Source organism: Mesorhizobium sp. M1329 (assembly GCF_040318035.1).
GTDB lineage: Bacteria > Pseudomonadota > Alphaproteobacteria > Rhizobiales > Rhizobiaceae > Mesorhizobium.
The window spans coordinates 145,939-170,178 of sequence record NZ_JAMYLN010000002.1; the positions used below are offsets into that span (position 1 = coordinate 145,939).

Annotated in this window: 23 protein-coding genes; 16 read left to right on the plus strand and 7 right to left on the minus strand. The window is 63.6% G+C overall.

Going from position 1 to position 24,240, the window contains the following annotated elements:
• Nucleotides 1-18 precede the first annotated feature (18 nt).
• From NKH21_RS02570 to NKH21_RS02600, 7 genes are all read left to right on the plus strand, one after another.
• A complete protein-coding gene (locus NKH21_RS02570; protein WP_352663682.1) occupies nt 19-891 on the plus strand; it encodes a carbohydrate ABC transporter permease in 873 nt (290 codons plus the stop codon).
• A gap of 11 nt (nt 892-902) precedes the next feature.
• Entirely contained in the window at nt 903-1,727 is an 825-nt protein-coding gene (locus NKH21_RS02575) for a carbohydrate ABC transporter permease (RefSeq protein WP_352862940.1), read from the plus strand.
• A 51-nt stretch (nt 1,728-1,778) separates the two neighbouring features.
• A complete protein-coding gene (locus NKH21_RS02580) occupies nt 1,779-2,783 on the plus strand; it encodes an ABC transporter ATP-binding protein (RefSeq protein WP_352663678.1) in 1,005 nt (334 codons plus the stop codon).
• Entirely contained in the window at nt 2,780-3,550 is a 771-nt protein-coding gene (locus tag NKH21_RS02585; RefSeq protein ID WP_352663676.1) for an L-iditol 2-dehydrogenase, read from the plus strand. The genes NKH21_RS02580 and NKH21_RS02585 overlap by 4 nt, the downstream gene beginning before the upstream one ends.
• Before the next feature lie 72 nt (nt 3,551-3,622).
• Nucleotides 3,623-5,101: a mannitol dehydrogenase family protein gene (locus NKH21_RS02590; RefSeq protein WP_352663674.1), complete on the plus strand. Its 1,479-nt coding sequence runs from the start codon at nt 3,623-3,625 to the stop codon at nt 5,099-5,101.
• Nucleotides 5,102-5,116: 15 nt separating this feature from the next.
• Nucleotides 5,117-5,800: an HAD family hydrolase gene (locus NKH21_RS02595; RefSeq protein WP_352663672.1), complete on the plus strand. Its 684-nt coding sequence runs from the start codon at nt 5,117-5,119 to the stop codon at nt 5,798-5,800.
• Nucleotides 5,797-7,383, plus strand: a complete 1,587-nt coding sequence (locus NKH21_RS02600) for an FGGY-family carbohydrate kinase (RefSeq protein ID WP_352862941.1) — start codon at nt 5,797-5,799, stop codon at nt 7,381-7,383. Before NKH21_RS02595 ends, NKH21_RS02600 begins: the two co-directional genes overlap by 4 nt.
• A gap of 21 nt (nt 7,384-7,404) precedes the next feature.
• Here NKH21_RS02600 and NKH21_RS02605 read toward each other — a convergent pair whose 3' ends face one another.
• Entirely contained in the window at nt 7,405-7,986 is a 582-nt protein-coding gene (locus tag NKH21_RS02605; protein WP_352663947.1) for a histidine phosphatase family protein, read from the minus strand.
• Between the two features lie 234 nt (nt 7,987-8,220).
• Here NKH21_RS02605 and NKH21_RS02610 point away from each other — a divergent pair, with 234 nt between their 5' ends.
• Nucleotides 8,221-9,624 carry an MATE family efflux transporter gene (locus NKH21_RS02610; RefSeq protein WP_352862942.1) on the plus strand — a complete coding sequence of 468 codons (1,404 nt, stop codon included), beginning with the start codon at nt 8,221-8,223 and terminating at the stop codon, nt 9,622-9,624.
• 16 nt (nt 9,625-9,640) lie between these two features.
• Here NKH21_RS02610 and NKH21_RS02615 read toward each other — a convergent pair whose 3' ends face one another.
• The 4 genes from NKH21_RS02615 to speB form a co-directional block, all read right to left on the minus strand.
• The gene (locus NKH21_RS02615) at nt 9,641-10,288 is read right to left on the minus strand and encodes an amino acid ABC transporter permease (RefSeq protein ID WP_292662377.1); all 648 of its coding nucleotides are present in this window, start codon (nt 10,286-10,288) and stop codon (nt 9,641-9,643) included.
• On the minus strand, nt 10,285-10,953 hold the full coding sequence (locus tag NKH21_RS02620) for an amino acid ABC transporter permease (RefSeq protein ID WP_352663666.1): 669 nt from the start codon (nt 10,951-10,953) through the stop codon (nt 10,285-10,287). Before NKH21_RS02620 ends, NKH21_RS02615 begins: the two co-directional genes overlap by 4 nt.
• A 6-nt stretch (nt 10,954-10,959) precedes the next feature.
• Complete coding sequence (locus tag NKH21_RS02625; RefSeq protein WP_352862943.1) at nt 10,960-11,769, minus strand: transporter substrate-binding domain-containing protein; 810 nt, start codon at nt 11,767-11,769, stop codon at nt 10,960-10,962.
• A gap of 136 nt (nt 11,770-11,905) precedes the next feature.
• Nucleotides 11,906-12,967 (minus strand): agmatinase, encoded by a 1,062-nt coding sequence (gene speB, locus NKH21_RS02630; protein WP_352862944.1) that lies wholly within the window; start codon nt 12,965-12,967, stop codon nt 11,906-11,908.
• A gap of 181 nt (nt 12,968-13,148) precedes the next feature.
• On the opposite strand from speB, the gene gcvA reads away from it, so the two are divergent.
• The 8 genes from gcvA to NKH21_RS02670 all read left to right on the plus strand — a co-directional run bounded on the left by gcvA (nt 13,149) and on the right by NKH21_RS02670 (nt 22,058).
• Nucleotides 13,149-14,123: a transcriptional regulator GcvA gene (gcvA, locus tag NKH21_RS02635; protein WP_352862945.1), complete on the plus strand. Its 975-nt coding sequence runs from the start codon at nt 13,149-13,151 to the stop codon at nt 14,121-14,123.
• A gap of 193 nt (nt 14,124-14,316) precedes the next feature.
• Nucleotides 14,317-15,621: a nicotinate phosphoribosyltransferase gene (gene pncB / locus NKH21_RS02640; RefSeq protein ID WP_352862946.1), complete on the plus strand. Its 1,305-nt coding sequence runs from the start codon at nt 14,317-14,319 to the stop codon at nt 15,619-15,621.
• Nucleotides 15,622-15,792: 171 nt separating this feature from the next.
• Nucleotides 15,793-17,226, plus strand: a complete 1,434-nt coding sequence (locus NKH21_RS02645) for a hypothetical protein (protein ID WP_352862947.1) — start codon at nt 15,793-15,795, stop codon at nt 17,224-17,226.
• A 163-nt stretch (nt 17,227-17,389) separates the two neighbouring features.
• A complete protein-coding gene (locus tag NKH21_RS02650; RefSeq protein WP_352467797.1) occupies nt 17,390-18,694 on the plus strand; it encodes an ABC transporter substrate-binding protein in 1,305 nt (434 codons plus the stop codon).
• Between the two features lie 86 nt (nt 18,695-18,780).
• The gene (locus NKH21_RS02655) at nt 18,781-19,662 is read left to right on the plus strand and encodes a branched-chain amino acid ABC transporter permease (protein WP_352862948.1); all 882 of its coding nucleotides are present in this window, start codon (nt 18,781-18,783) and stop codon (nt 19,660-19,662) included.
• Nucleotides 19,659-20,621: a branched-chain amino acid ABC transporter permease gene (locus NKH21_RS02660; protein ID WP_352862949.1), complete on the plus strand. Its 963-nt coding sequence runs from the start codon at nt 19,659-19,661 to the stop codon at nt 20,619-20,621. The genes NKH21_RS02655 and NKH21_RS02660 overlap by 4 nt, the downstream gene beginning before the upstream one ends.
• On the plus strand, nt 20,618-21,346 hold the full coding sequence (locus tag NKH21_RS02665; protein ID WP_352862950.1) for an ABC transporter ATP-binding protein: 729 nt from the start codon (nt 20,618-20,620) through the stop codon (nt 21,344-21,346). The genes NKH21_RS02660 and NKH21_RS02665 overlap by 4 nt, the downstream gene beginning before the upstream one ends.
• On the plus strand, nt 21,339-22,058 hold the full coding sequence (locus NKH21_RS02670; protein ID WP_352862951.1) for an ABC transporter ATP-binding protein: 720 nt from the start codon (nt 21,339-21,341) through the stop codon (nt 22,056-22,058). Before NKH21_RS02665 ends, NKH21_RS02670 begins: the two co-directional genes overlap by 8 nt.
• Here NKH21_RS02670 and NKH21_RS02675 read toward each other — a convergent pair whose 3' ends face one another.
• Both NKH21_RS02675 and pncA read right to left on the minus strand, forming a co-directional pair.
• A complete protein-coding gene (locus tag NKH21_RS02675; protein WP_352862952.1) occupies nt 22,059-23,486 on the minus strand; it encodes a sodium:proton antiporter in 1,428 nt (475 codons plus the stop codon).
• A gap of 40 nt (nt 23,487-23,526) precedes the next feature.
• Nucleotides 23,527-24,126, minus strand: coding sequence for a bifunctional nicotinamidase/pyrazinamidase (gene pncA, locus NKH21_RS02680; protein WP_352490552.1), 600 nt, complete (start codon nt 24,124-24,126; stop codon nt 23,527-23,529).
• Nucleotides 24,127-24,240 lie beyond the last annotated feature (114 nt).

Here is a 24,240-nt window from a genome sequence, read left to right on the forward strand (position 1 = left end):
CCTCGAAGGGTGACCGTCATGGCTACTCAGCAGACCCGTTCGCTTGCCCGTTTCATGATGGCGCCATCCGTGGTGCTGCTCTTCGTCTGGATGATTGTCCCGCTGGTCATCACCATCTGGTTCTCCTTCCAGCAATACAACCCGCTCAATCCCGTCCGCGACGGCTTCGTCGGCTTTTCGAATTACGCGCTTTTCTACTCCAACCCGGCATTCCTGCAGTCGATCCTCAACACGCTTGTCCTTGTCGGCAGCGTGCTTTTGATCACGGTGATCGGCGGCATCATGCTGGCGCTGCTGATCGACCAGCCGATGTGGGGACAGGGCATCGTACGCATCCTCGTCATCTCGCCGTTCTTCGTCATGCCGCCGGTGGCGGCACTGGTCTGGAAGAACATGATCATGCATCCGCAATACGGCGTGTTTGCCGATATTGCGCGCTTCTTCGGCATGCAGCCGATCGACTGGTTCGGGCAGCATCCGATGACGGCGATCATCATCATCGTCGCATGGCAGTGGCTGCCGTTTGCAACACTGATCCTTTTGACGTCCCTTCAGTCGCTCGACGGCGAGCAGAAGGAAGCCGCCGAGATGGACGGCGCCGGCTTCGTCAGCCGCTTCATCTATTTGACTCTGCCGCACATGTCGCGCGCCATCACCGTCGTCATTCTGATCCAGACGATTTTCCTGTTGTCGGTCTATGCCGAAATCCTGGTCACCACCAATGGCGGCCCCGGCTACGCCTCCACCAACCTGCCCTTCCTCGTCTACCAGAAGGCGTTGCTGGAGTTCAAAATCGGCCAGGCATCCGCCGGCGGTGTCATTGCCGTCATTCTCGCCAACATCGTCGCCTTCTTCGCCATGCGCGCGGTCGGCAAGAACCTGGACAAATAAGGGAGGATAAGATGGCACGTGCAGTCACCACCCAGCACAAGACGATCGCGACCGCGGCCGCCTGGATCGTCGCGCTGCTGATCTTCTTCCCGATCCTCTATACGATCATCACCTCGTTCAAGTCGGAGCAGGAGGCTATCCAGGGCTTCAACCTGTTCCCGTCGGGAACCACGGAGAGCTATTCCGAGGTCCAGGCGCAGAACGGCTATTTCAAATTCTTCCTGAACTCGGTGTTCCTGTCGGTCGGCTCGACCATCCTGGCTCTGCTTGTCGCCATACCGGCGGCATGGTCGATGGCGTTTTCGCCAGGCAAATGGACCAAGGACATCCTAATGTGGATGCTTTCTACCAAGATGATGCCGGCCGTCGCCGTGCTGTTCCCGATCTATCTGATCTTTCGCGACACCGGTCTGCTCGACAGCCGCATCGGCCTGATGGTCATGCTGATGCTGATCAACCTGCCGATCGTGATCTGGATGCTCTACACTTATTTCCGCGAGATCCCGGGCGAGATCCTGGAAGCGGCGCGCATGGACGGCGCGTCGCTGTGGAACGAGATCATCTACGTGCTGACGCCGATGGCGGTGCCCGGCATCGCCTCGACCATGCTGCTCAACATCATCCTCGCCTGGAACGAGGCGTTCTGGACAATCCGGCTGACCACCACCGAGGCCGCGCCGCTCACCGCTTTCATCAGCTCCTTCTCCAGCCCGCAGGGGCTGTTCTGGGCCAAGCTTTCGGCCGCCTCGACGCTGGCGATCGCGCCGATCCTGATCATGGGCTGGTTCAGCCAGAAGCAGCTGGTCCGCGGCCTGACATTTGGGGCAGTAAAGTAACGGAAACTGCCTGACGCAAAACGACGAAATAGCCCTTCGGGGGAGGAAACCATGGGAAACATCACGCTCAAGAACGTCTCCAAATCCTTCGGGGCGACATCCATCATTCCCGGCCTCGACCTGGTCATCGAGAACGGCGAGTTCGTCGTCTTCGTCGGCCCGTCAGGCTGCGGCAAGTCAACGCTGTTGCGTCTGATCGCTGGCCTGGAGGATACCAGCGGCGGCACCATCAACATCGATGGCCGCGACGTCACCGGCGAGGCACCGGCCAAGCGCAAGCTGGCCATGGTGTTCCAGTCCTATGCGCTCTACCCGCACATGACGGTGGCCAAGAACATCGCTTTCCCGCTGAAGATGGCGGGCGAGGACAAAGCCACCATCGACAAGAAGGTGAAGGACGCCGCGCGGATTTTGAACCTCACCAACTACCTAGACCGCCGCCCCGGCCAGCTCTCCGGCGGCCAGCGGCAGCGCGTCGCCATCGGCCGCGCCATCGTGCGCCAGCCATCGGCCTTCCTGTTCGACGAACCGTTGTCCAATCTCGACGCGGCGCTGCGCGGCACCATGCGGCTGGAGATCAGCGAGCTGCATCATCAGCTCAAGACCACCATGGTCTACGTCACCCACGACCAGATCGAGGCGATGACCATGGCCGACAAGATCGTCGTGCTCAATGCCGGCAATATCGAGCAGGTCGGCTCGCCGATGGAGCTCTACAAGATGCCGAAGAACCTGTTCGTCGCCGGTTTCATAGGTTCGCCGAAGATGAACCTGATCGAAGGCGCGCCGGCCGCCAAATATGGCGCCAACACAGTCGGCATCCGCCCGGAGCATATGAACATTTCGAAGACGTCAGGCGACTGGAAGGCGACGGTCGGCGTTGCCGAGCATCTCGGCTCCGACACGTTCTTGCACGTCCAGGCGGATGGCGTCGGGCCGCTGACGGTGCGCGCCGACGGCGAATTGCCCGTCCATCACGGCGACACGATCTACCTGACGCCGGACAAGACCAAGCTGCATCGTTTCGGCGCTGACGGGAAGGCGATGCTGCAATGAGACTCCGGGGTAAATCGGCGCTGATTACCGGATCGGCGCGCGGCATCGGCAGGGCGTTTGCCGAAACCTATGTGCGCGAAGGGGCGACGGTCGCGATTGGCGACATCAATCTCGAAGCCGCCGAGAAGACGGCTTCGGAAATCGGCGGCAACGCCTACGCGGTGAAGCTGGACGTCACCGATCTCGCGTCGATCGATGCGGCCGTCAAGGCGGTCGAAGCCAGGGCCGGCGGCCTCGATATCTTGATCAACAACGCTGCCTTGTTCGACCTGGCGCCGATCGTCGAGATCACCAAGACAAGCTACGACAAATTGTTTTCGGTCAACGTCGCCGGCACGCTGTTTACGCTGCAGGCCGCCGCCCGTTCGATGATTGCCCGCGGCAAGGGCGGCAAGATCATCAACATGGCAAGCCAGGCCGGGCGCCGCGGCGAGGCGCTGGTCGCCGTCTACTGCGCCACCAAGGCGGCGGTCATTTCCTTGACCCAGTCGGCAGGGCTCGATCTGATCAAGCACCGCATCAACGTCAATGCCATCGCCCCGGGTGTCGTCGACGGCGAGCACTGGGACCATGTCGATGCCTTGTTCGCCAAGTTCGAGAACCGGCCGAGGGGCGAGAAGAAGAGGCTGGTCGGCGAAGCGGTGCCTTATGGCCGCATGGGCACGGCGCAAGACCTCACCGGCATGGCGGTGTTCCTGGCCAGCGACGAGGCCGACTACATCGTCGCCCAGACCTATAATGTCGATGGCGGCCAGTGGATGAGTTGAGGGGGCGAAGGCGCTCTTCTCCCCGTCTCCTCCACGGGGAGAAGAGCCGTCCTGCCAAAAGGGTAAAAGCAGATGACCGTGAAACTCTCTTCTTCCAACCTCGCCAACCTGCCGCCCAAAGTCGCCGGCCCGAAATATGATCGCGCCGCGCTCAAGGCCGGCATCGTGCATTTCGGCGTCGGCAATTTCCATCGTTCACACCAGGCCGTCTATCTTGACGACCTGTTCAATTCGGGCGTCGGCCACGACTGGGCAATCGTCGGCGCCGGCGTCTTCGAGGGCGAGAAGGTCGGCCGCGGCAAGTTGCAGGAGCAGGACTGGCTGACCACCGTGGTCGAGCAGGACAGCGGCCATATGAGCGCGCGCGTCACCGGCGTCATGATCGATTTCCTCATGCCGGGCGACGCGGCCGCAATCGTCGAGCAGCTTGCCGATCCGGCGATCAAGATCGTTTCCCTGACCATCACCGAGGGTGGCTATTTCATCGATCCGGCTTCCGGCGTCTTCAATCCGACACATCCCGACATCATTGCCGACGCGCAACCCGGGGCGACACCGAAGACCGTTTTTGGGCTCATCCTCGCTGGGCTGGTGCGCCGCCGCGCCGACGGCATCGTGCCCTTCACAATCATGTCCTGCGACAACATCCCCCATAACGGCCACGTCACCTCGGATGGCGTCATCGGCCTTGCCCGGCTGATCGACGAAGGTTTGGCAAACTGGGTGAGCGAGAACGTTGCCTTTCCCAATGGCATGGTCGACCGCATCACGCCGGCCACCACCGACCGCGAGCGCGGCATTCTCTCCAGCGAGTTCGGCCTCGACGACAATTGGCCGGTGTTTTGCGAACCGTTCAAGCAATGGGTGCTGGAGGACCGTTTCACCGACGGAAGGCCGCCGCTGGAAAAGGTCGGCGTGCAGTTCGTCAGCGATGTCGCGCCCTATGAGCTGATGAAGATCCGCATCCTCAATGGCGGCCACGCGACCATCGCCTATCCGGCCGGGCTGATGGACATCCATTTCGTCCATGAGGCAATGCAGGAGCCGCTGGTACGCGGCTTCCTCGACAAGCTCGAGCATGACGAAATCATCCCGACCGTGCCGCCGGTTCCGGACACCGACCTCGAAGATTACTACCAGCTTATCGAGCACCGCTTCTCCAATCCGAAGATCGGCGACACCATACGCCGGCTTTGCCTCGACGGCTCCAACCGCCAGCCGAAATTCATCATTCCGACCATCGCCGACCGGCTGAAGGCTGGCAAAAGCGTCACCGGCCTGGCGCTGGAATCTGCGCTCTGGTGTCGCTACTGCTTCGGCACGACGGATTCCGGTGCCGTCACCGAGCCCAACGACCCGAACTGGGGCCGGCTGCAGGCGACGGCCAAGGCGGCCAGGGACATGCCTGCCGCCTGGCTTGCCATGGAAGACATCTATGGCGATGTCGGCCGCTCGCGGCCGTTCGCCGAAGCGTTCGCCCATGCGCTCAAATCGCTGTGGGCGGACGGCGCGCGCGCGACACTGACGCGCTATCTCGCCGGCGACCTCTGAAGCCGATCCAGCGCGATGACGCCTGAACTGGTCATTTTCGACTGTGACGGCGTGCTGGTGGATAGCGAGATGCTGTCGGTCTCGGCATTGCTGGAGATGATCGCGCTTGCCGGCGGCAACGTCAGCGAGGACATTGCCTACGAGCACTTCCTCGGCAAGAGCATGAAGAGCGTCCGCGAAATCCTCGCAAGCGACTTCGGGCTCGATCTCACCGACCAGCATCTGACCGAGATGCGCTCCGAACTGATGCGCAAGTTTCGCCAGGAGCTGAAACCGATGCCAGGCATCGCACAGGTCCTGCCGACGCTCGGCGTGCCGTGCTGCGTCGCCTCCTCCGGCACGCTGGAGCGGATCCGCTATGCGCTCCAGGTCACGGGGTTGCTTGGGCTGCTGGAGCCGCATTTGTTCAGCGCTGCCATGGTGGCGCGGGGCAAACCGGCGCCCGATCTCTTTCTCCATGCAGCCGATAAAATGAGAGCAGCCCCGCGAAACTGCCTCGTCGTCGAGGACAGCCCGGCCGGCATCGAAGCGGCGCGGGCGGCCGGCATGCGCGTCCTTGCCTTCACCGGCGGCTCGCACACCGGCAACCCGGCATTGAAAGCGCGGCTTGCGTCAAGTGAGCCGGACTTTATATTCGCTGACATGCTGCAATTGCCCGATCTGATTGCAGGCCTGGGAGCGAGAGCAAGAACACCTTGACCAACAGTTTCGTTTGCGCGGTCGATGTCGGCACCGGAAGCGCCCGTGCCGGCATTCTCGACACCGGTGGCGCCTTGCTCGGCCGCGCCGAGCACCCGATCGCCATGCAACAGCCGAAGGCCGACCATGCCGAGCACGATTCGCAGGATATCTGGTCGGCAGTGTGCATGGCCGTGCGCGCTGCCCGCGAAAAGGCCGGCGTGAAGGCTGAGGATATCGTCGGCATCTCTTTTGACGCCACCTGCTCGCTGGTGGTGCGGGACCGGCATGGCGGCCAGCTCAGCGTGTCCGTCACTGGCGAAAGGCGCTGGGACACCATCGTCTGGCTCGACCATCGTGCCATTGCCGAGGCCGACGAATGCACCGAAAGCGGCCATGCCGTGCTCGACTATATCGGCGGCGTCATGTCGCCGGAAATGGAGACGCCCAAGCTGATGTGGCTGAAGCGCAACCTACCCGGAACATGGAACGAAGCCGGCTACCTATTCGACCTCACCGACTTCCTCACTTGGAAGGCGACCGGCTCTCTCGCCCGTTCACAATGCACGCTGACCGCCAAATGGACCTATCTGGCCCATGAAGAGACCGGCTGGCGGCGCGACTTCTTCGAAGCCGTGGGGCTCGGCGACCTTTTCGAGCACGGCAATCTGCCGGGAAAGGCAAGCCCGGTCGGCGCCGATATCGGTCCGCTTGGCGCACAAGCCGCGGCGGAGCTTGGCCTCACCGAAAAATGCCGGGTCGGCGCCGGCGTCATCGATGCCTATGCCGGCGCGCTTGGCGTGCTCGGCGGCTTCGCCGGTGACGCGAAGGACATCGGCCGCCATCTGGCCCTGATCGCCGGCACCTCGAGTTGCGTCATGGCGATGTCGCCCGACCCACAGCCTTTCGCCGGTGTCTGGGGGCCGTATTATGGCGCCGCCCTTCCCGGTCTGTGGCTGTCAGAAGGCGGCCAGTCGGCCACCGGCGCGCTGCTCGATCACATCATCCGCTGGCACGGCGCCGGCGGCGAACCGGATGCCGCCATGCATGCCAGGATCGCCCGCCGCGTCGCCGAGCTGCGCGCCGCCGAGGGCGGCAACCTCGCCGCCAGGCTGCACGTGCTGCCCGATTTTCACGGCAACCGTTCGCCGCTCGCCGACCCGCATGCCGTCGGCGTCATCAGCGGGCTGACGCTGGATTCCTCCTTCGACAGCCTGTGCAAGCTCTACTGGCGCACCGCCGTCAGCATCGCGCTTGGCGTCCGCCATGTGCTGGAAGCGCTGAACGAAAACGGCTATCTGATCGACACGCTGCACGTCACCGGCGGCCACACCAAGAACCCGCTATTGATGGAACTCTATGCCGACGCCACCGGCTGCACAGTGGTCGAGCCGCTGGTGGATGAAGCGGTGCTGCTCGGCACCGGCATGATTGCGGCCACCGCGGCCCGACTTTTTCCCGATTTGAACGCCGCCTGCGTCGCCATGCAGCAAGGCGGCAGGACGCGCGAGCCCAATCCGGCTGCCGCCGGCCGGTTCGACCGCGACTATCGCGTGTTTCTCGAAATGCATCGGCAAAGGCACGCGCTGGACGCGATCCGATAGGGCCGAACGGCCTCGAGACAGCTATCTCTGGTTCCAGCGCCGGACTACCGGTTCGTCAAAATCGTGCTCGTAGCCGAGCACGCTTATGCTGGCGGTGTCCAGAACGAAAAGCGCGCCACCTTGCGGCGGCAGGCCGAGCCAGCGTGCGGCCAGCACCCGCAGGAAATGCGAGCTTGAGAAGACCAGGACGTTGCTGCCGGCCTCGCGCAACTGGCTGACGATCCGGTCCGCCCTCGAGCCGACATCCGCGGCCGACTCGCCACGCGGGCAGCCGTCGCGAAAGAGCCGCCAGCCGGGACGCTCGGCGAGGATTTGCTTGGTGGTCAATCCCTCATAGGCACCATAATCCCACTCCGCCAGATCGTCATTCTTCACGCCGGACGAGCCGAAGCCGGCCAGCGCACAGGTGTTGAAGGCGCGCTGCGACGGGCTTGACCACACCGCCGAGAAGGACAGGCCCTTGAGCCGGTCGACGAGTTGCCTCGCCGCGTCCTCGCCGGCCGGCGTCAGCGGTATGTCGGTCCGGCCGGTATGTTTTCCGGACGCGCTCCATTCCGTCTCGCCATGCCGAACCAGATAGATTTCGGGAAACGCGCTCATCAGGGTGCCTTTTCAAATGAATCCGCCGTGACCATAGCGGCTTCCATAGCCTCTCCAATAGCGTGCGTTGAGCAGACTGGCTTAACCCTTCCGCAAGTCAGCCTCTTGCCACCAGTGCCCATTTGATAGACAAACCCGTCGTAATGCGGAATCCGGCCGATCTTGGCCATTTTCCGCGCTGAGACGCGGCTTCCGGCTCTTGCCGACGTGCCGCAATCGGATAGGCGGAAAACTAGAATGTCTGCGATCGAAGCCGACGCTCGCGCGCCGGAAAACCTTTGGCGTCGGGAAATCAGGGCGATGCTGGCGCTCGCCTGGCCGATGGTGCTGACCAATCTCGGCCAGACCGCGATGACCGCTACCGACGTCATGATGATGGGGCGGCTGGGGCCGGACACGCTGGCCAGCGGTGCACTTGGCGCCAATCTCTATTTCATGCCGCTCATCTTTGGGCTCGGCTTGATGCTGGCGACCTCGCCGATGATGGCGACCGAGCTCGGCCGTCGCCGCCACTCGGTGCGCGATCTGCGCCGCACCGTGCGCCAGGGTCTGTGGCTGGCGATCCTCATTTGCATTCCGATATGGGTCCTTCTCTGGCACGGCGAGAGCGTGTTGCTGGCCATGGGTCAGGAACCGGCGCTGGCGCACCAGGCCGGCGTCTATCTGCGCTGGCTTGAATGGGCGGTGCTGCCCTTTTTCGGCTACATCGTCCTGCGCTCGTTTATTTCGGCCCTGGAGCGGCCGGGCTGGGCACTGATCATCGTTTTCGTTGCCGTCGCCTGCAACGCCTTTTTCAACTGGCTGTTCATGTTCGGCAATCTCGGCATCCAATCGATGGGCATCGCCGGCTCCGGCCTTGCCACCACGCTGTCCAGCACACTTATGTTCGCCGGCATGGCGGTGGTGGTGATGCTTGAGAAGAAATTTCGGCGCTATCGTCTGTTCGGACGCTTCTGGCGGGCCGACTGGCCGCGCTTCAAGGGCCTGCTGCGGCTCGGCCTGCCGATCGCGGGCCTGCTGGCCTTCGAGGTGACGATCTTCAACGCGGCGGCCTTTCTCATGGGCCTGATCGATGCGGCTTCGCTTGCCGCCCATGCGATCGCCATCCAGATCGCCTCGATCACCTTCATGGTGCCGCTCGGCCTCAACCAGGCGGTGACGGTGCGCGTCGGACTTGCCCACGGCGCCGGCAATCCGGAAGGTGTCAGCCGGGCTGGCTGGACCGCCTATGTCGTCGGTGTCTCCTTCATGGCGCTGATGGGGCTGGTGATGATCCTGTGGCCGCATCTCCTGATCGGCGCCTTCATCGACCTGGGCAATCCGGCGAATGCCGAGGTGGTGGCGCTTGCCGTGTCGTTCCTCGCCTTTGCCGCGCTGTTCCAGGTTTTTGACGGCGCGCAGGCGGTGGCCAGCGGCATGCTGCGCGGCCTGCACGACACTAAGGTGCCGATGATCTATGCCGCGATCGGCTATTGGGGCATCGGCCTGCCGCTCGGCGTGCTGCTGGCCTTCCGTTTCGGCTTCAATGGCGTCGGCATCTGGATCGGCCTGTCGTCGGGACTGGCGGTGGTTGCCGCGCTCCTGCTGGGGCGCTGGCTGCGGCGCGACCGTATAGCGCCGCCTCAGGTATTCGGGCGTTGAAGCGCTGGTCGCCCGCTCAGCGGGCCGCCGCCCGCTGCTCGAGCGAACGTGCGTATTGCGTAAGCGGAAAGCACATGACGAAGAAGATCAGCGCTACCAGCCCATAGACTTTGAACGGTTCGAAGGTCGCATTGTTGATCGCGTTGGATGTCCTCACCAGCTCCTCGAAACCGATGATCGAGGTCAGCGCGGTCGACTTGATCAGCTGCACCAGAAAGCCGACGGTCGGCGCGCGGGTGATCGAAAACGCCTGCGGCAAGATGATCAGCCTGAGCTCCTGCAAATAGTGCAGGCCGAGGCTGGCGCCGGCGTCCCACTGGCCGCGCGGCAGCGCATCGACGCCGCCGCGCCAGATCTCGGCGAGATAGGCGCTGGCGAAGAAGGTCAGGCCAAGCACCGCCGCGGTCCACGGCTCGATGCGCAGGCCCAACATCGGCAGGCCGAAGAACATCAGGAACAGCTGCATCAGCAGCGGCGTGCCCTGGAAAAGCGCGATGTAGCCGGAGGCAAGCCGCCGCGCCCATTTATTCTTGGCGATCCGGAAGAACAGCACGATCATGCCGACCACGGCGCCGCCGACAAAGGCAGCCAACGACAAGAGCACCGTCCAGCGCGCCGCCAGCAGCAGGTTGCGCAGAATGTCCCAGAAGGTGAATTCGATCATGACACGCCGGCTCCAAGAAGCCGGCGCCCGCCGCCGACCAGCAGCCGGCGCAGCCCAATCGACAGGGCGAGATAGACCATCGTCACCACGAAATAGGTCTCGAAAGCCCGGAACGTGCGTGCCTGCAGCATGTCGGCTTCGTAGGTCAGCTCGCGCACCGCGATCTGCGACACCACGGCGGATTCCAGCATCATGATGACGATCTGGCTGGTCAGCGCCGGATAGATCACCTTGAGCGCCTGCGGCAGCACGATCTTGATGAAGACCTGGCGCGGCCTGAGCCCAAGGGCGAGAGCCGCTTCCGTCTGCCCGGGCGGCACCGCGTCGAGCCCGGCGCCAACGATCTCGATCGTGTAGGCGGCCATGTTGAGCGTCATCGCCAACATGGCTGCCAGCACCGGATCGAGCCTGACGCCGATGCTGGGCAGCCCGAAGAAGATGAAGAACAGCTGCACCAGGAAAGGCGTGTTGCGGATCACCTCGACATAGACGCCGATCGCCCGCTTGAGCAGCAGCGGGCCGTTCCGCCGCCCTGCGGCGCCGAGGATGCTGAGCAAGGTTCCCGCCAGCGTGGTCACGGCGATCAACAGGATCGTCGTGGCCGCGCCGCGCGCGATCGCCCCTGTCGCCCCGGCAAGCCAGCCGAAGTCGAGGCTATAGGTCACTGGCCGTCAATCCTTGAGATTGGCGGGATCGAGCGGTGTCTTCAGCCAGGCCTTCGAGCTTTCGTCCAGTTTGCCGTCGGCCAGCATCTTGGCAACCGCATCGTTGACCGCTTGCTTCAGGCGGTCTTCCTTCTTGTTGAGGCCGATATGCGAGGGCGAGGTGAGAAGCTGGAATTTCTGCTCCGGCTTCAGCGCCTCCTGGCGGGCGAGCACCTGGGCGCCGACATCGTTGCCGACCACCATCAGCTGGGTCTGGCCCGAGATGAAGGCCTGGATGACGGAATTGTAGTTGTCGAAACGGCGGATGTCGGCCGAGGCGGGTGCTACCTCGGTCAGCGAGGTGTCCTCCAGCGTGCCGCGATTGACGGCGATCGACTTGTCGGCGAGGTCTTCCTTGCCTTTGATCGCAAGTGCTGCCGGGCCGATGACGGCGATGTAATAGGGCGCGTAGGCGGCGGCGAAATCGATCACCTGCTCACGCTCCTTGGAATAGCCGACGCTCATCAGCAGGTCGACGCGCTTGTCGGTAAGATACGGGATGCGGTTCTGGCCGGTCACGCTGACCAGATTGAGCTTGACCTTGAGCTGGTCGGCGATGAATTGCGCGACGTCGATGTCGTAGCCCTTGATGCTCATATCGGCGCTGGCCGAGGAGAAGGGCGGGAAATCGGAAAAGATGCCGACATTGATGGCGCCGGCCTTGACGATGTCGTCGATCGCGTCGGCATTGACGGCCTGGGTGGTGAAACCAAGACCGGCCGCACCGAGCATCAGCACGGCGGCGATAGATGATTTGAGTTTCATGTGAAGTGTCATTTTTATTCCCCTGCTGGAAGCTTGTTTGTTTGAGTGCAACCGCCGGCTCCAGCGCGGCGGTCGCTTTGGATTCTCTAGTGGACCATGATCTTCTCCGAAAACCGGTTCCCACTTTTCGGGATCATGGTCGAGCGTGTCAGCCCGCCTTGCCGGTGATTGCCGGGCTGAAAACCATCAGGCTGAGGATCTCGAACAGCACCTGCGCGCCGGCGTGGGCGGTGTTGGTGGTTGCGTCGTATTGTGGTGCCACCTCGACGACGTCGCCGCCGACGATGTTGAGGCCCTTCAGGCCGCGCAGCAGCTCGAGCACTTCGCGCGTCGTCAGCCCGCCGACTTCCGGTGTGCCGGTGCCCGGCGCGAAGGCCGGGTCGACGCTGTCGATGTCGAAGGAGACATAGGTCGGGCCGTCGCCGACTATCCTGCGCGCCTTCTCGATAATGGCGGGGATGCCGAGGCCGGTCACCTCTTCGGCATGCACCACGGTCATGCCGGACTCATAGGTGAACTCCCAAAGGTACTCGGCCGAGCCGCGAATGCCGATCTGGATGGTGCGGCTCGGGTCGAGCACGCCGTCCAGCACCGCGTTACGGAACGGCCCGCCATGGTGGAACTTGGTCATGTCGAACAGGCCGCTGGTGTCGCAATGAGCGTCGATATGGATCATGCCGACCGGCGCCTTCTTGCCGACAGCCTTCAGGATCGGGTGGCTGATCGAATGGTCGCCGCCGACAGATAAGGGCAGCACGCCGGCATCGACGATCTGGTTGGTGCGGCGTTCGATGTCGTCATGGCTGGTCTCCAGCCGGTAGCGGCTCTGGAATGGCACGTCGCCGATGTCGGCGACCTTCAGCTCATGCGTCGGCGCGCATTCCAGCACATGGTTGTAGGGGCCGATGCGCTCGATGGCGCGCAGCGCCCTTGGCCCGAAACGGGCGCCCGGCCGGTTGGTGACGCCCAGATCCATCGGCACACCGATCATCGCCACCTGAAGATCGCCGAAATCCGGATTGTCGGGGGCGATTTCACGATAGGGCGCCGCGAGGAAGGTCGGGATGCCGGAATAGGGCGCCAGCCGCGTGCCGCTCTTGGAGAAGATCTTGTCGGCGACACGCTGGAATTTCGGGTCGAACATTTCGCCGCCATGGCTCTCGCCGTATTTGCGGCGCAACGCTTCGAGCTTGCCGCGGTCGTAACCCATGTCGGTCCTCCATGGCTGGTGAAGCGCGCGGACGACGCCTCGATAGCCGCAGCCGTCGGCTGCCTGCAGCTTTCACGTCTTGATGCAATGCCTGGGCAAAGTGTCCTGTAGCTGCATTGAAAAATCAATTGATATTGTTAGGGTGTTTGTTGTGAGAAAATCTCACAGAGTTCAGGTTCCAATGGCCAAGCGTTTGCCACCGCTCAATCCGCTGCGCGCCTTCGAGGCGACGGCGCGCCACGCCTCGCTGACCAAGGCGGCGGCTGAGCTCAACGTCACCCATGGCGCCATCAGTCATCAGATCAAGGCGCTCGAACAATCGTTGGGCATCAAGCTGTTCGAGCGTTCCGGCCAGCGGGTGAAGCTGACGCCGCACGGCGCCGAATTGCTGCCGGCGGTGTCGACCGCCTTCGACGGCATTGCCGCCGCCACCCAGCGCATGACACGGCCGGCCAGCACCGGCGCGCTGTCGGTATCCTGCGTGCCGGCGCTGCTGTTGCTGTGGATGATCCCGCGGCTGGGCAGCTTCACTTCGCAATATCCGGATATCCGGCTGACGCTGATCCCATCCAATGATGCCAAGGACGTCCGCGCACCGCATATCGATGTCTGCGTGCACTATGGTGACGGCAGCTGGACCGATTGCTGGATGCGCAAATGGTCGGGTCTCGAACTTTTCCCGGTGGTCAGCCCGACGCTGATCAACAACCGCCCGATCCGCACCGTCCGCGACCTCGCCGATCACGTCTTCCTGCATGGCGACGACGGCCGCGAATGGCACACCTGGCTGGCTGCCGCCGACGCGCTAGACCTGGAGCGCGGCCGCCGCCACCATCTTGGCGACGCGCGCATGGCGACCGAGGCCGCGGTCCACGGCCATGGCGTGGCGCTCGGCGATACAGTGACGGCAAGCGGACTGCTCGCCAGGGGCCTGCTTGTCGCGCCATTCAGCCTTTCCGTGCCGGCGGTCGACGATTTCTACGTCGTCTGCCGCAACGAGATGCGGTCGGCGCCGATCGTGCAATTGTTCATCGACTGGCTGTTTGCCGAGAAAGAGCAGGCCGACCGCCGCGCCGATGCGCCGGTGGCGGGCCGCATCGGCACTCGTCGCAAGCGTCCGGCGCTCAAGGTGGTCGGCGCCAAGACCGCATCCTGAGGCCGACACTGCCGTGGGCGCCGCTTGCCGCAGGGGCTTCTTTTTGTCGGGCCAGTCCGCAAAGCGGGAGGCGCTTTCAAAAATTCGATGCTAAGAGGCATTTGGAGCAATTCCGGGAAAACTGCGCAGCGGTTTTCCGTCCGGAATTGCGCTAGACAAAAGCTAGAGCGAGCAGCGAAGGCGGCATTGAGAGATGGCAAAGACCGATATAGCGCGGCGCGTCTACAACCACACCTGGAAGCTCGACCCGATCGTCCGCAGCTTGCTCGACACCGATTTCTACAAGCTTCTGATGCTGCAGATGATCTGGGGCATGTATCCCAAGGTCGACGCCACCTTCTCGCTGATCAACCGAACCACCTCGGTCCGCCTTGCCGAGGAGATCGACGAGACGGAGCTGCGCGAGCAGCTCGACCATGCCCGTACCTTGCGCTTCTCGAAGAAAGAGATGATCTGGCTCGGCGGCAACACCTTCTATGGCCGCAAGCAGATCTTCGAACCGGAATTCCTCGCCTGGCTGGAAAATTTCCGGCTGCCCGAATACGAGCTTTCCAAGCGCGACGGCCAATACGAACTCGCCTTCAGCGGCCCGTGGATGTACACGACGCTGTGGGAGATCCCGGCGCTGGCAATTATCAATGAACTTCGATCTCGCGCGGCCATGCGGGCGTTCGGGCCGTTCGCGCTCGACGTGCTCTATGCCCGCGCCAAGGCCAAGATGTGGGCCAAGACCGAGCGGCTGAAGGCGCTGCCCGGCATCCGCATCTCGGATTTCGGCACCCGCCGCCGTCATTCTTTCCTGTGGCAGCGCTGGTGCGTCGAAGCGTTGAAGGAAGGCATCGGCGAGGCCTTCACCGGCACTTCCAATGTGCTGCTCGCCATGGACAACGATCTCGAGGCGCTCGGCACCAACGCGCATGAACTGCCGATGGTGTTCGCCGCGCTCACCAATTCGGAAAAGGAATTGAAACAGTCGCCCTACAACGTGCTGCAGGACTGGCAGCGCTACTACGGCGGCAATTTGCTGATCGTACTGCCGGACACCTTCGGCACCGCGGCTTTCCTGCGCGATGCGCCGGACTGGGTCGCCGACTGGACCGGCTTCCGCCCCGACAGCGCGCCGCCGATCGAGGGCGGCGAGAAGATCATTTCCTGGTGGCGCGAAAAGGGCAGGGACCCCAAGCAGAAGCTGCTCATCTTTTCCGACGGGCTTGAGGTCGAGACCATCGAGGAAACCTACCGCCACTTCCGCGGCAAGGTGCGCATGTCCTTCGGCTGGGGCACCAACCTGACCAACGATTTCGAGGGCTGCGCGCCGACCGAGACCAACCGGCTAGACGCCATCTCGCTGGTCTGCAAGGTCACCGAAGCCAACGGCAGGCCGGCGGTCAAGCTTTCCGACAATCCGGCCAAGTCGACAGGCTACGAGAAAGAGATCGAGCGCTATCTGCGCATCTTCGGCCAGAAGGACCGCGTGGAGCAGTTGGTCAAGGTGTGAGGGTGTGGGGAACTCTTGCGTAGTATGAGTTCCTTCGCGCCCCCCTCTGTCCTACCGGACATCTCCCCCACGAGGGGGGAGATTGGCCATCACCCCCGCTTTCGCCAATCTTGCATGTTGCAAGAAAAGCGCCGACCCCACAGCCAGCCGATCTCCCCCCAAGTGGGGGAGATGTCCGGCAGGACAGAGGGGGGCGCCGTAGAGCGCTGTTGTTCGTCAGCCATTCCTGGCCTCGTCGCTTCCTTGGCATTCCTGCCCACGCCCGCGTTCGCCCACGCCTCCGACCGCGGCCACGTTCTGCTGCTTCCCACCGGCTACTATGTCGCCGGCGGCGCGCTCGCCATTGCCGCGAGCTTCCTGATCCTGGCTCTACTCCCGCCGGACTCCCTCGACCGCTTCTGGCGCAAACGCCTGCCGCTTTTCGCCTTCGGCGACGGAGCGCGGACTGCCGTCAGCCTGGTATCCTTTGCCGGCTTTGCAATTCTCATTGCCGCCGGCCTGTTCGGCAGCCGCGATCCGCTCTCCAACCCGCTGCCGCTGACCGTATGGACATTGCTCTGGGTTGGCCTGGCTCTGTTGCAGGGGCTCGCCGGCGATCTCTGGTCGTGGCTCAATCCCTGGTACGGGCCGTGCCGCGTCGCCTCGCGCCTGTCCGGCAGAACGCAGCCGTGTCTGCTCCCCCGGTGGCTCGGCTATTGGCCGGCTTTCGTGCTGTTCTTCGCCTTCGCCTGGTTCGAGCTGATCGACCCGGCGCCCGACGATCCGGCTCGGTTGGCCTGGGCCGCCGGCGCCTACTGGCTGCTGAGCTTCGCCGCCATGCAGGCCTTCGGCTACCGCGACTGGAGCCTGCGCGGTGAATTCCTGACCGTATTCTTTTCGATGGTGGCGCGCTTCGCCATCGTCGAGCGTGGTGCAGACGGCCGACTCAAACTCTGCTGGCCGGGCGCCAAGCTGCTTGGTGCCGCGCCGCTGCCGCTCAGCGGCGTCGCTTTCCTGCTGCTCTCGCTGTCGTCGGTGTCCTTCGACGGCCTGTCGAAAACCTTCTTCTGGCTAGGCTGGTTCGGCATCAATCCGCTGGAGTTCCCTGGACGCACCGCTTTGATCGGCATCGGCAGTTTCGGTCTTGTGCTGAGCTTTGCCGTGCTTGCGGCCGTGTTCGCGCTCGCCGTCTTTCTTGGCCAGCACCTTGCCGGCAGCAAGCATTCGCTTGGTCACGCCGCCGGGCTTTTGGTCTGGTCGATCGTGCCGATAGCGCTCGCCTACCACTTCGCACACTATCTGACGGCACTGCTGGTCGACGGCCAATATGCGATTGCCGCTCTCTCCGACCCGTTTGCGCTGGGCTGGAACCTGTTCGGTAGCGCCGACATGTCAATTGAAGCCGGCGTCGTCGCCGGCGCCGGTTCGGCGTGGTGGCTGTGGAACCTCCAGGCCGGCGTCATCATAGTAGGCCACATATTTGCAGTGTTTGTCGCCCATGGCTTGGCCTGGCGGCTGCACCCCATTCCGGTTCGCGCCGCGCTCAGCCAGTTCCCGCTCACCGTGCTGATGATCGCCTACACCGTCCTCGGCCTATGGCTGCTTGCGACGCCGAGCGCCGGATGAACGAGGTGTGCGATGCCCGTCGATCGAACCTTGGGGAAAGCTCGCTTGCCACGTCGGAGCTTTGGTGATTTAGTTTGTACACATGCAATTTTCTGCCCTCTTAGCAAGAGTGGTCTGCCTCGCTACAGCCATTGGTCAAAGCTCAAAAACAAGGGGAACTGCCGTGACTGACAAGAATGGGTTTTTCGATCTCTCCAGATCCGCTCTCACCCGCCGCACGGCGCTAAAAGGCCTGGCCGCGGGCGCTGGCCTCGCCGTCGCGCCTGGGTTCGTGCGGTACAGCCAGGCGCAGAGTTCGGCGCCGATCAAGATCGGCTTCCAGTCGCACCGGACCGGTATCGGCGCCGCCTACGGCCGCTGGTACGAGAAGACCACGGCGGCTGCGGTCAAGGCGATCAACGATGCCGGCGGCATCAACGGCCGGCCGGTCGAGGTGATCATCGAGGATGACGGCACCGATCCCGGCCGCGGCGCCGAAGTCGTCGGCAAGTTCGCCTCCCAGCACAAGACCGACATAGTCTACGGTACGCTGTTTTCGCATGTCGTCATCGGCTCGGCGCCGGCCGCCGGCGAGGCCAAGATGCCTTATTTCGTCGTTAGCGAAGGCCACCACGTCGCCTCGACCAAATTGAACCGCTACGTCTTTCAGCCCGGCATCACCGATGTGAAGAGCCAGATCCAGTCGATGGCGCCGTGGATTGCCGCCAACGCCGGCAAGAAGGTGACGCAGATCTTCCCCGATTTCGCCTTCGGCTACGACCATCGCGACTACCTGCCGCCGGCGCTGAAGGCGCAAGGCGCCGAGGTCATCGCGCAGATCGCGATTCCGCCGACGGAATCCTCCTTCACCAAATATTTCCCGCAGATCCCCGCGGAGACCGAGGTGATCTACCACGTCATGGTCGGCCCGGCGGTGCTCACCTTCGTCAAGGAGCTCGGCGAGTTCTACGGCTCCAATCGGCCGCAGCTGTTCGGCTTCATCGATTCGCTCGAAGCCACCGACATCAACAGCCCCGGCCTCGAATTCCTCGACGGCAGCCATTTCTGGGAAGGTTCGCCGCGTTATGCGCAGCCCGATGACTCCCCTGCGCAGAAGGCCTACCGCGCCGCCGTCGGCATCGACGACAATGGTGCCGCTGTCGGCGACCCCAAGGACGTCTCCACCGCCGCGCACATGTTCGGCTGCTGGGAAACGCTCTACGTCGTCAAGAAGGCGATGGAGGACGCCGGCTACAAGGGCCCGGAAGACCGCGCCAAGCTGGTCGAGGCGACCGAGGCGTTGACCGAGTTCGCCGAGGGGCCCGAGCATCCGCAGGGACCGAAAACCTTCAACGGCAAGATCCACCAGTGTTTTGGTATCCAGAACATCTCCAAGGTCGAAGGCGGCCGGCTGAATGTCGTCCACAAGACCAAGATCGAGGACGGCCTCTACGAGCCGGAAGGGGATTACACCACGCAGGCGCTGTGAGCTTGGCTGCTGCCGCAAGCGTGAGCGCCGAGACATTCCCCTCAGGCCAGAGGGGGGTGCTTCGCGCATCCGCCGGTACTTAGCCGATGCACTTCGGACCACACCTGCTCCTCGCCGCCCTCGAAGGCCTCGTCACCTCCGCCGTGCTGGCGCTGACGGCGCTTGGCCTATCGCTGGTGTTCGGCGTCATGCGCGTCGTCAATGTCGCGCATGGCGAGTTCTTCATGCTGGGCGCGGTGCTTGCCTGGGCGATCTCTACGGCGATATCCGGCCATCCGGCGCTTGGCTTCCTGGCCGCCCTGGTGCTGGCGCCGCTAATCGTCGGCCTGATCGCGCTGATCGCCGAACGGCTGGTGCTGCGCCGGCTCAACTACAATCCGGAAGCCACCATCGTCGCCACCATCGGCATGCTCTACATCATCCAGCAACTGGCGCTGACCTTCTACGGCCCGGAGGCGCGGCCGGTGGAGCCGCCGTTCAGCTACCGCATCCTCCTGCCGTGGTTCGGCTATTCCGGCTACAAGCTGTCGATCATCGCCGCGTCGGCGCTGCTGCTGGTCGCGACCTGGCTGGTGCTGACGCGCACGAAAATCGGCCTCATCATGCGCGCCACACAATATGACAGCGAGACGGCGCAGGCCTTCGGCATTCCGGTGACCAAAGTCTATGCCGGCGTCTTTGCCCTCGGCGCCATGCTGGCTGCTGTCGCCGCGGTGCTGATCGTGCCGATCAGCCAGGCGCATTATCTGATGGGACAAGACCCGCTGCTGCTCTCGTTCATCGTCGTCATCATCGGCGGCCTTGGTTCGTTGCGCGGCACGGTCGTCGCCGCGGTGCTGATCGGCCTTTCCGACGGCATTATCTCGGTGTTCTTCTCACCGACGCTGGCCAAGATCATCGCCACCTTGCTCGTCGCCATGGTGCTGGTGTTCCGGCCGCAGGGCCTGTTCGGGACGACATCGCGATGAAGGATGCTTCGCCGGCAAAGCCATATGCGCTGCATCTCGGCGTCATCGCCCTGCTTTTGGGGCTTAGCTTCATCCTGCCGGAATACCATCACGGCCTGCTCGCCCGCATCATGGTGCTGGCGGTCTTCGCCATGGGCTATAATCTGCTGTTCGGCTATGTCGGGCTGCTCAGCCTCGGCCATGCCATGTTCTTTTCGGCCGGGCTCTATGGCGCCGGGCTTGCCGTCATCCATCTCGGCTGGAGCGTATCGGCCGCCTTCGCAACCGGGCTTGCCTGCGGCGCGCTTCTCGCGCTGGTGATCGGGCTGCTGGCGCTGCGCACCTCCGGCGTCGCCTTCATGATCGTCACAATGATGTTCGCGCAGGTATTCTATCTCGTCATCCTCTATCTCGCCGCGTGGACCGGCGGCGACCAGGGCATGGTCGTGCCGCAGCCGATGCGTGTCCTGGTCCTGGGCAGCACGTCGCTCGACCTCACCAACCCGACCGTGCGCTATATGAGCGCGCTGGCGCTGTTCTCGATCGTGCTGCTTATAAGCCTGGCCATAGTCCGCTCCGGCTACGGTCGCGTGCTGGTCGCCATCCGCGAGAACGAGGAGCGGACCAAGATGCTTGGCTACGATACGTTCTCCAGCAAGCTTGCCGCCGTCGTCATCTCCGGCAGCATCTGCGCGGCGTCCGGCGCGGCCTATGCGCTGCTGTTCGGCTATGTCGGCTCGAGCTTCGCCTCGGTGCAATATTCCATCCTGCCGCTGCTCTGGGTGCTGCTGGGCGGCGCCGCCACCACGCTCGGGCCGCTGATCGGCACGCTGTTCATGTATTACGTCATCGACGTCGCCAGCGGCTACACCTCGGCCTATTTGCTGATCGTCGGCATAGCACTGATCCTGCTGGTGCTGTTCTTCCCGAAAGGCATTCTCGGCAGTATCCGCCAACGCTGGGTCGGGTGGTTGCCATGATGCCGCTTTTGACGACCAAAGGACTGTCGCGCAGTTTCGGCGGCTTGCGCGCCGTCGACGGCGTCGACTTCGCGCTGATGCCGGGCGAGATCCGCGCCGTCATCGGCCCCAACGGTGCCGGCAAAACCACCTTCGTCAGCCTGGTCAGCGGCCGCATCCAGCCCTCGTCGGGCACGATCGTTTTCGATGGCGCCGACATCACCAGCCTGCCGGCCTACGCCAGGGTTCGCCTTGGCATCGCCTACACGTTCCAGATCACCAGCGTCTTCGCCAATCTCAGCGCCTACGACAATGTTGCCCTGCCGGTGCAGCGCACGCTGACCGACGGCCGCTCGAAGAGTGCGGTTCACACCGGCGTCATGGCCGCCCTCGAGCGTACCGGCCTTGCCGACCGCGCCCACATGCCGGCGGGGCAATTGTCCTACGGTCACCAGCGCCTGTTGGAAGTGGCGATGGGGCTGGCACTGAAGCCGCGGCTGCTGATCCTCGACGAACCGACGCAAGGGCTGGCCGACAGCGAGATCGACAATTTCATCGAGCTGGTGCGCGAGATCGCCGATAGCGCCACCGTGCTTTTGATCGAGCACAACATGCCGGTGGTCATCCAGCTCGCCGACCGCATCACCGTCTTCAACGCCGGCAGAATTTTAGCTGAAGGCACACCCGAGCAGATCCGCGCCAATGCCGCGGTGCAGGACGCCTATCTGGGGACGACCAATGGCTGAGGCCCAGTCCAAGGCACTGACGATCTCCGGGCTCGACTGCTTCTATGGCGAGGTCCAGGTGCTCTATGGCCTCGATCTCGTGTTGAACGAGGGCGAGGTGCTCTGCCTGTTCGGCCGCAACGGCGCCGGCAAGACGACGACGCTGAAGGCGATCATGGGCCTGGTGCCGGCAAGCGCCGGCTCGATCAAGCTCGAAGGGCGGGAGTTGACAGGCCTGCCGGCGCATGGGGTGCCCAAGGCCGGCGTCGCCTACGTGCCGCAGGGCCGGCGGCTGTTCGCCGAGATGACGGTGGCGGAAAACATCGAGATCGGCCTGATGGCCCGCAACAAGGGCAAGGCGACGCGCGAAAACGTGCTCGATCTTTTCCCGCTGCTGCGCCAGCGCCTCAGGCAGCGTTCCGGCACGCTGTCCGGCGGCGAGCAGCAGATGCTGGCCATGGCGCGCGCCTTGTGTCTGGAACCGCAGGTGCTCCTGCTCGACGAGCCGACCGAAGGGCTGATGCCGTCGATGATCGCCAAGATTCGCGAAACCGTGTCGAAACTGCGAGCGCTCGGCGTGTCGACAATTCTTGTCGAGCAGCGCGTCGATGCTGTGCTGTCGGTCGCAGACCGCGTTTGCTTCATCGAAAACGGCCGCAACCGCGAGACGGTCAATGTCGAGGAACTGCGTGCCGATCCCTCGGCGGTCCGTCGCTATGTCGGCGTCGGATGATCAGGCAAAGAACAGCAAGCCGGCAAGCAGGAACGTCGGGATCAGCACGGCGCCAGACCACGCCATATAGCCAAAGAAGCTCGGCATCTTGATGCCGCGATGCCTGGCAATGGCATAGACCATGAAATTCGGCGCATTGCCGACATAGGTGTTGGCGCCCATGAACACCGCGCCGGCCGAGATCGCCGCCAGCGTCGAGGCGAGTTCGGTCATCAGATGCTGCGCATCGCCGCCGGCCAGTTCGAAGAACACCAGATAGGTCGGCGCATTGTCGAGGAAGGACGACAGCGCCCCGGTCAGCCAGAAATAAGCAAGGTTGTCGGGCGCGCCGGTCGGGGAGCTGACCAGCAGCACCAACGGCGCCAGCGCGCCGTCGAGCCCGGCCCGCAATATGGCGACGACCGGCACGATGCAGATGAAGATGCTGGCGAACAGCTTCGCCACCTCGGCAATCGGCCCCCAGCTGAAGGCGTTTGCGCCGCGAAACTCCTTCGGCGAGACGACAAGCGAAGTGAAGGCCAGTATCAGGATGGCGGCGTCGCGCACCAGGTTCTGCAGCTCGAGGCTGACGCCCTGAAAAGAGAAGCTCACTTCCGGCTTCCAGGCAGCGGAAATCAGGATCGCGGCGATCACCCCTGCCAGCAGCGGGATGTTGGCCAGGCCGCGAATGCGCACCTTGCTGTCGGGCGTCGGATCCTTGATCTTCGGCGCGCCTTCCTCCCGGTGATGCATGAAGATGTCGACCGCCAGGAAAACCACCAGCACCACGCCGGCGACGAACAGCGTCTCGGGCAACAGGTGAACTGTCGTCCAGAAGAAATCGACGCCGCGCAGGAAGCCGACGAACAGCGGCGGATCGCCGAGCGGCGTCAGCGACCCGCCGATGTTGGACACCAGGAAGATGAAGAAGATGACGACATGGGCGTTGAAGCGCCGGTTGTCGTTGGCGCGGATGAGCGGCCGGATCAGGATCATCGAGGCGCCGGTTGTGCCAATGATCGAGGCAAGCACCGCCCCGCCCAGCAACAGCCCGGCATTGACCAGCGGCGTGCCGTGTATGTTGCCGGCAACGAAGATGCCGCCCGAAATGGTGAACAGCGCAAACAGCAGGATGATGAACGACATGTATTCGGTGAGCAGCGCATGCAGCACCGCCTGCGTGGCCGACGGGATGCCGAAGGCGATGGCCAGCGGCCCGATCACCAACGCTGCCCAGAAGGCAGCGATCTTGCCGTAATGGTGTTCCCACGCATGTTGGAAGAGCAACGGCCCGGTCGCGATGCAAAGCAACAGCCCGGCAAACGGCAGCACCCACCACAGCGACATGGCGGCGCCCGGCAATTCGTGCGCTTCGGCCGCAAGAACCGCTCCCGGAGAAAGAATTGCGGCAATCAGTACAGCACTTGCCGTCAACGCCGCAAACCGCATGAAGCCCCTCAAAAGTCTGTCAGCTTCGGCTGGATGACGTTCAAATCAGTGCCACGCCGGCATCGCGCATCCGGCCCAGCATCCTCTCCACGGAGCCGTTGAGATCGATGCCGCGGCAGGCGTCGAGCCGCACGGACGTCGCAAAACCGAGCTTGACCGCGTCGAGCGCCGAAAAGGCGACGCAGAAATCCGTCGCCAGGCCGACCAGGGTCAGCGTCTCGATGTTCCGATCCCGGAGATAGCCGGCAAGGCCGGTCGGCGTCGTCCGGTCGTTCTCGAAGAATGCCGAATAGCTGTCGATCGCAGGACGGAACCCCTTGCGGATCACCAGCTCGGCCTTGCTCCAGGCGAGGCCCGAATGGAAATCCGACCCCAGGCTGCCCTGGATGCAGTGATCCGGCCACAGCGTCTGGTGGCCATAAGGCACATCGATCGTTTCGAACGGTTGCTTGCCGGGGTGGCTGGAGGCAAAACTGGAATGGCCGGCAGGGTGCCAGTCCTGCGTCAGCAGGACGTGCTCGGTCCGCCGGATCAGGTCATTGACCAACGGCACGATTTCGTCGCCACCAGCCACTTCCAGGGCGCCACCCGGGCAGAAATCGTTCTGCAGGTCGATGACGACAAGCGCTTCGTCGGCCATGGAGCCCTCCTTATGTTCTGGTCTTGAGCTTAGGCTCCAATGAAAACGCGACCGGACGCAGAAACTTGACCAGATGGCCGGCTGCGTCAACCTCTCATGGCACAACAAATGCGT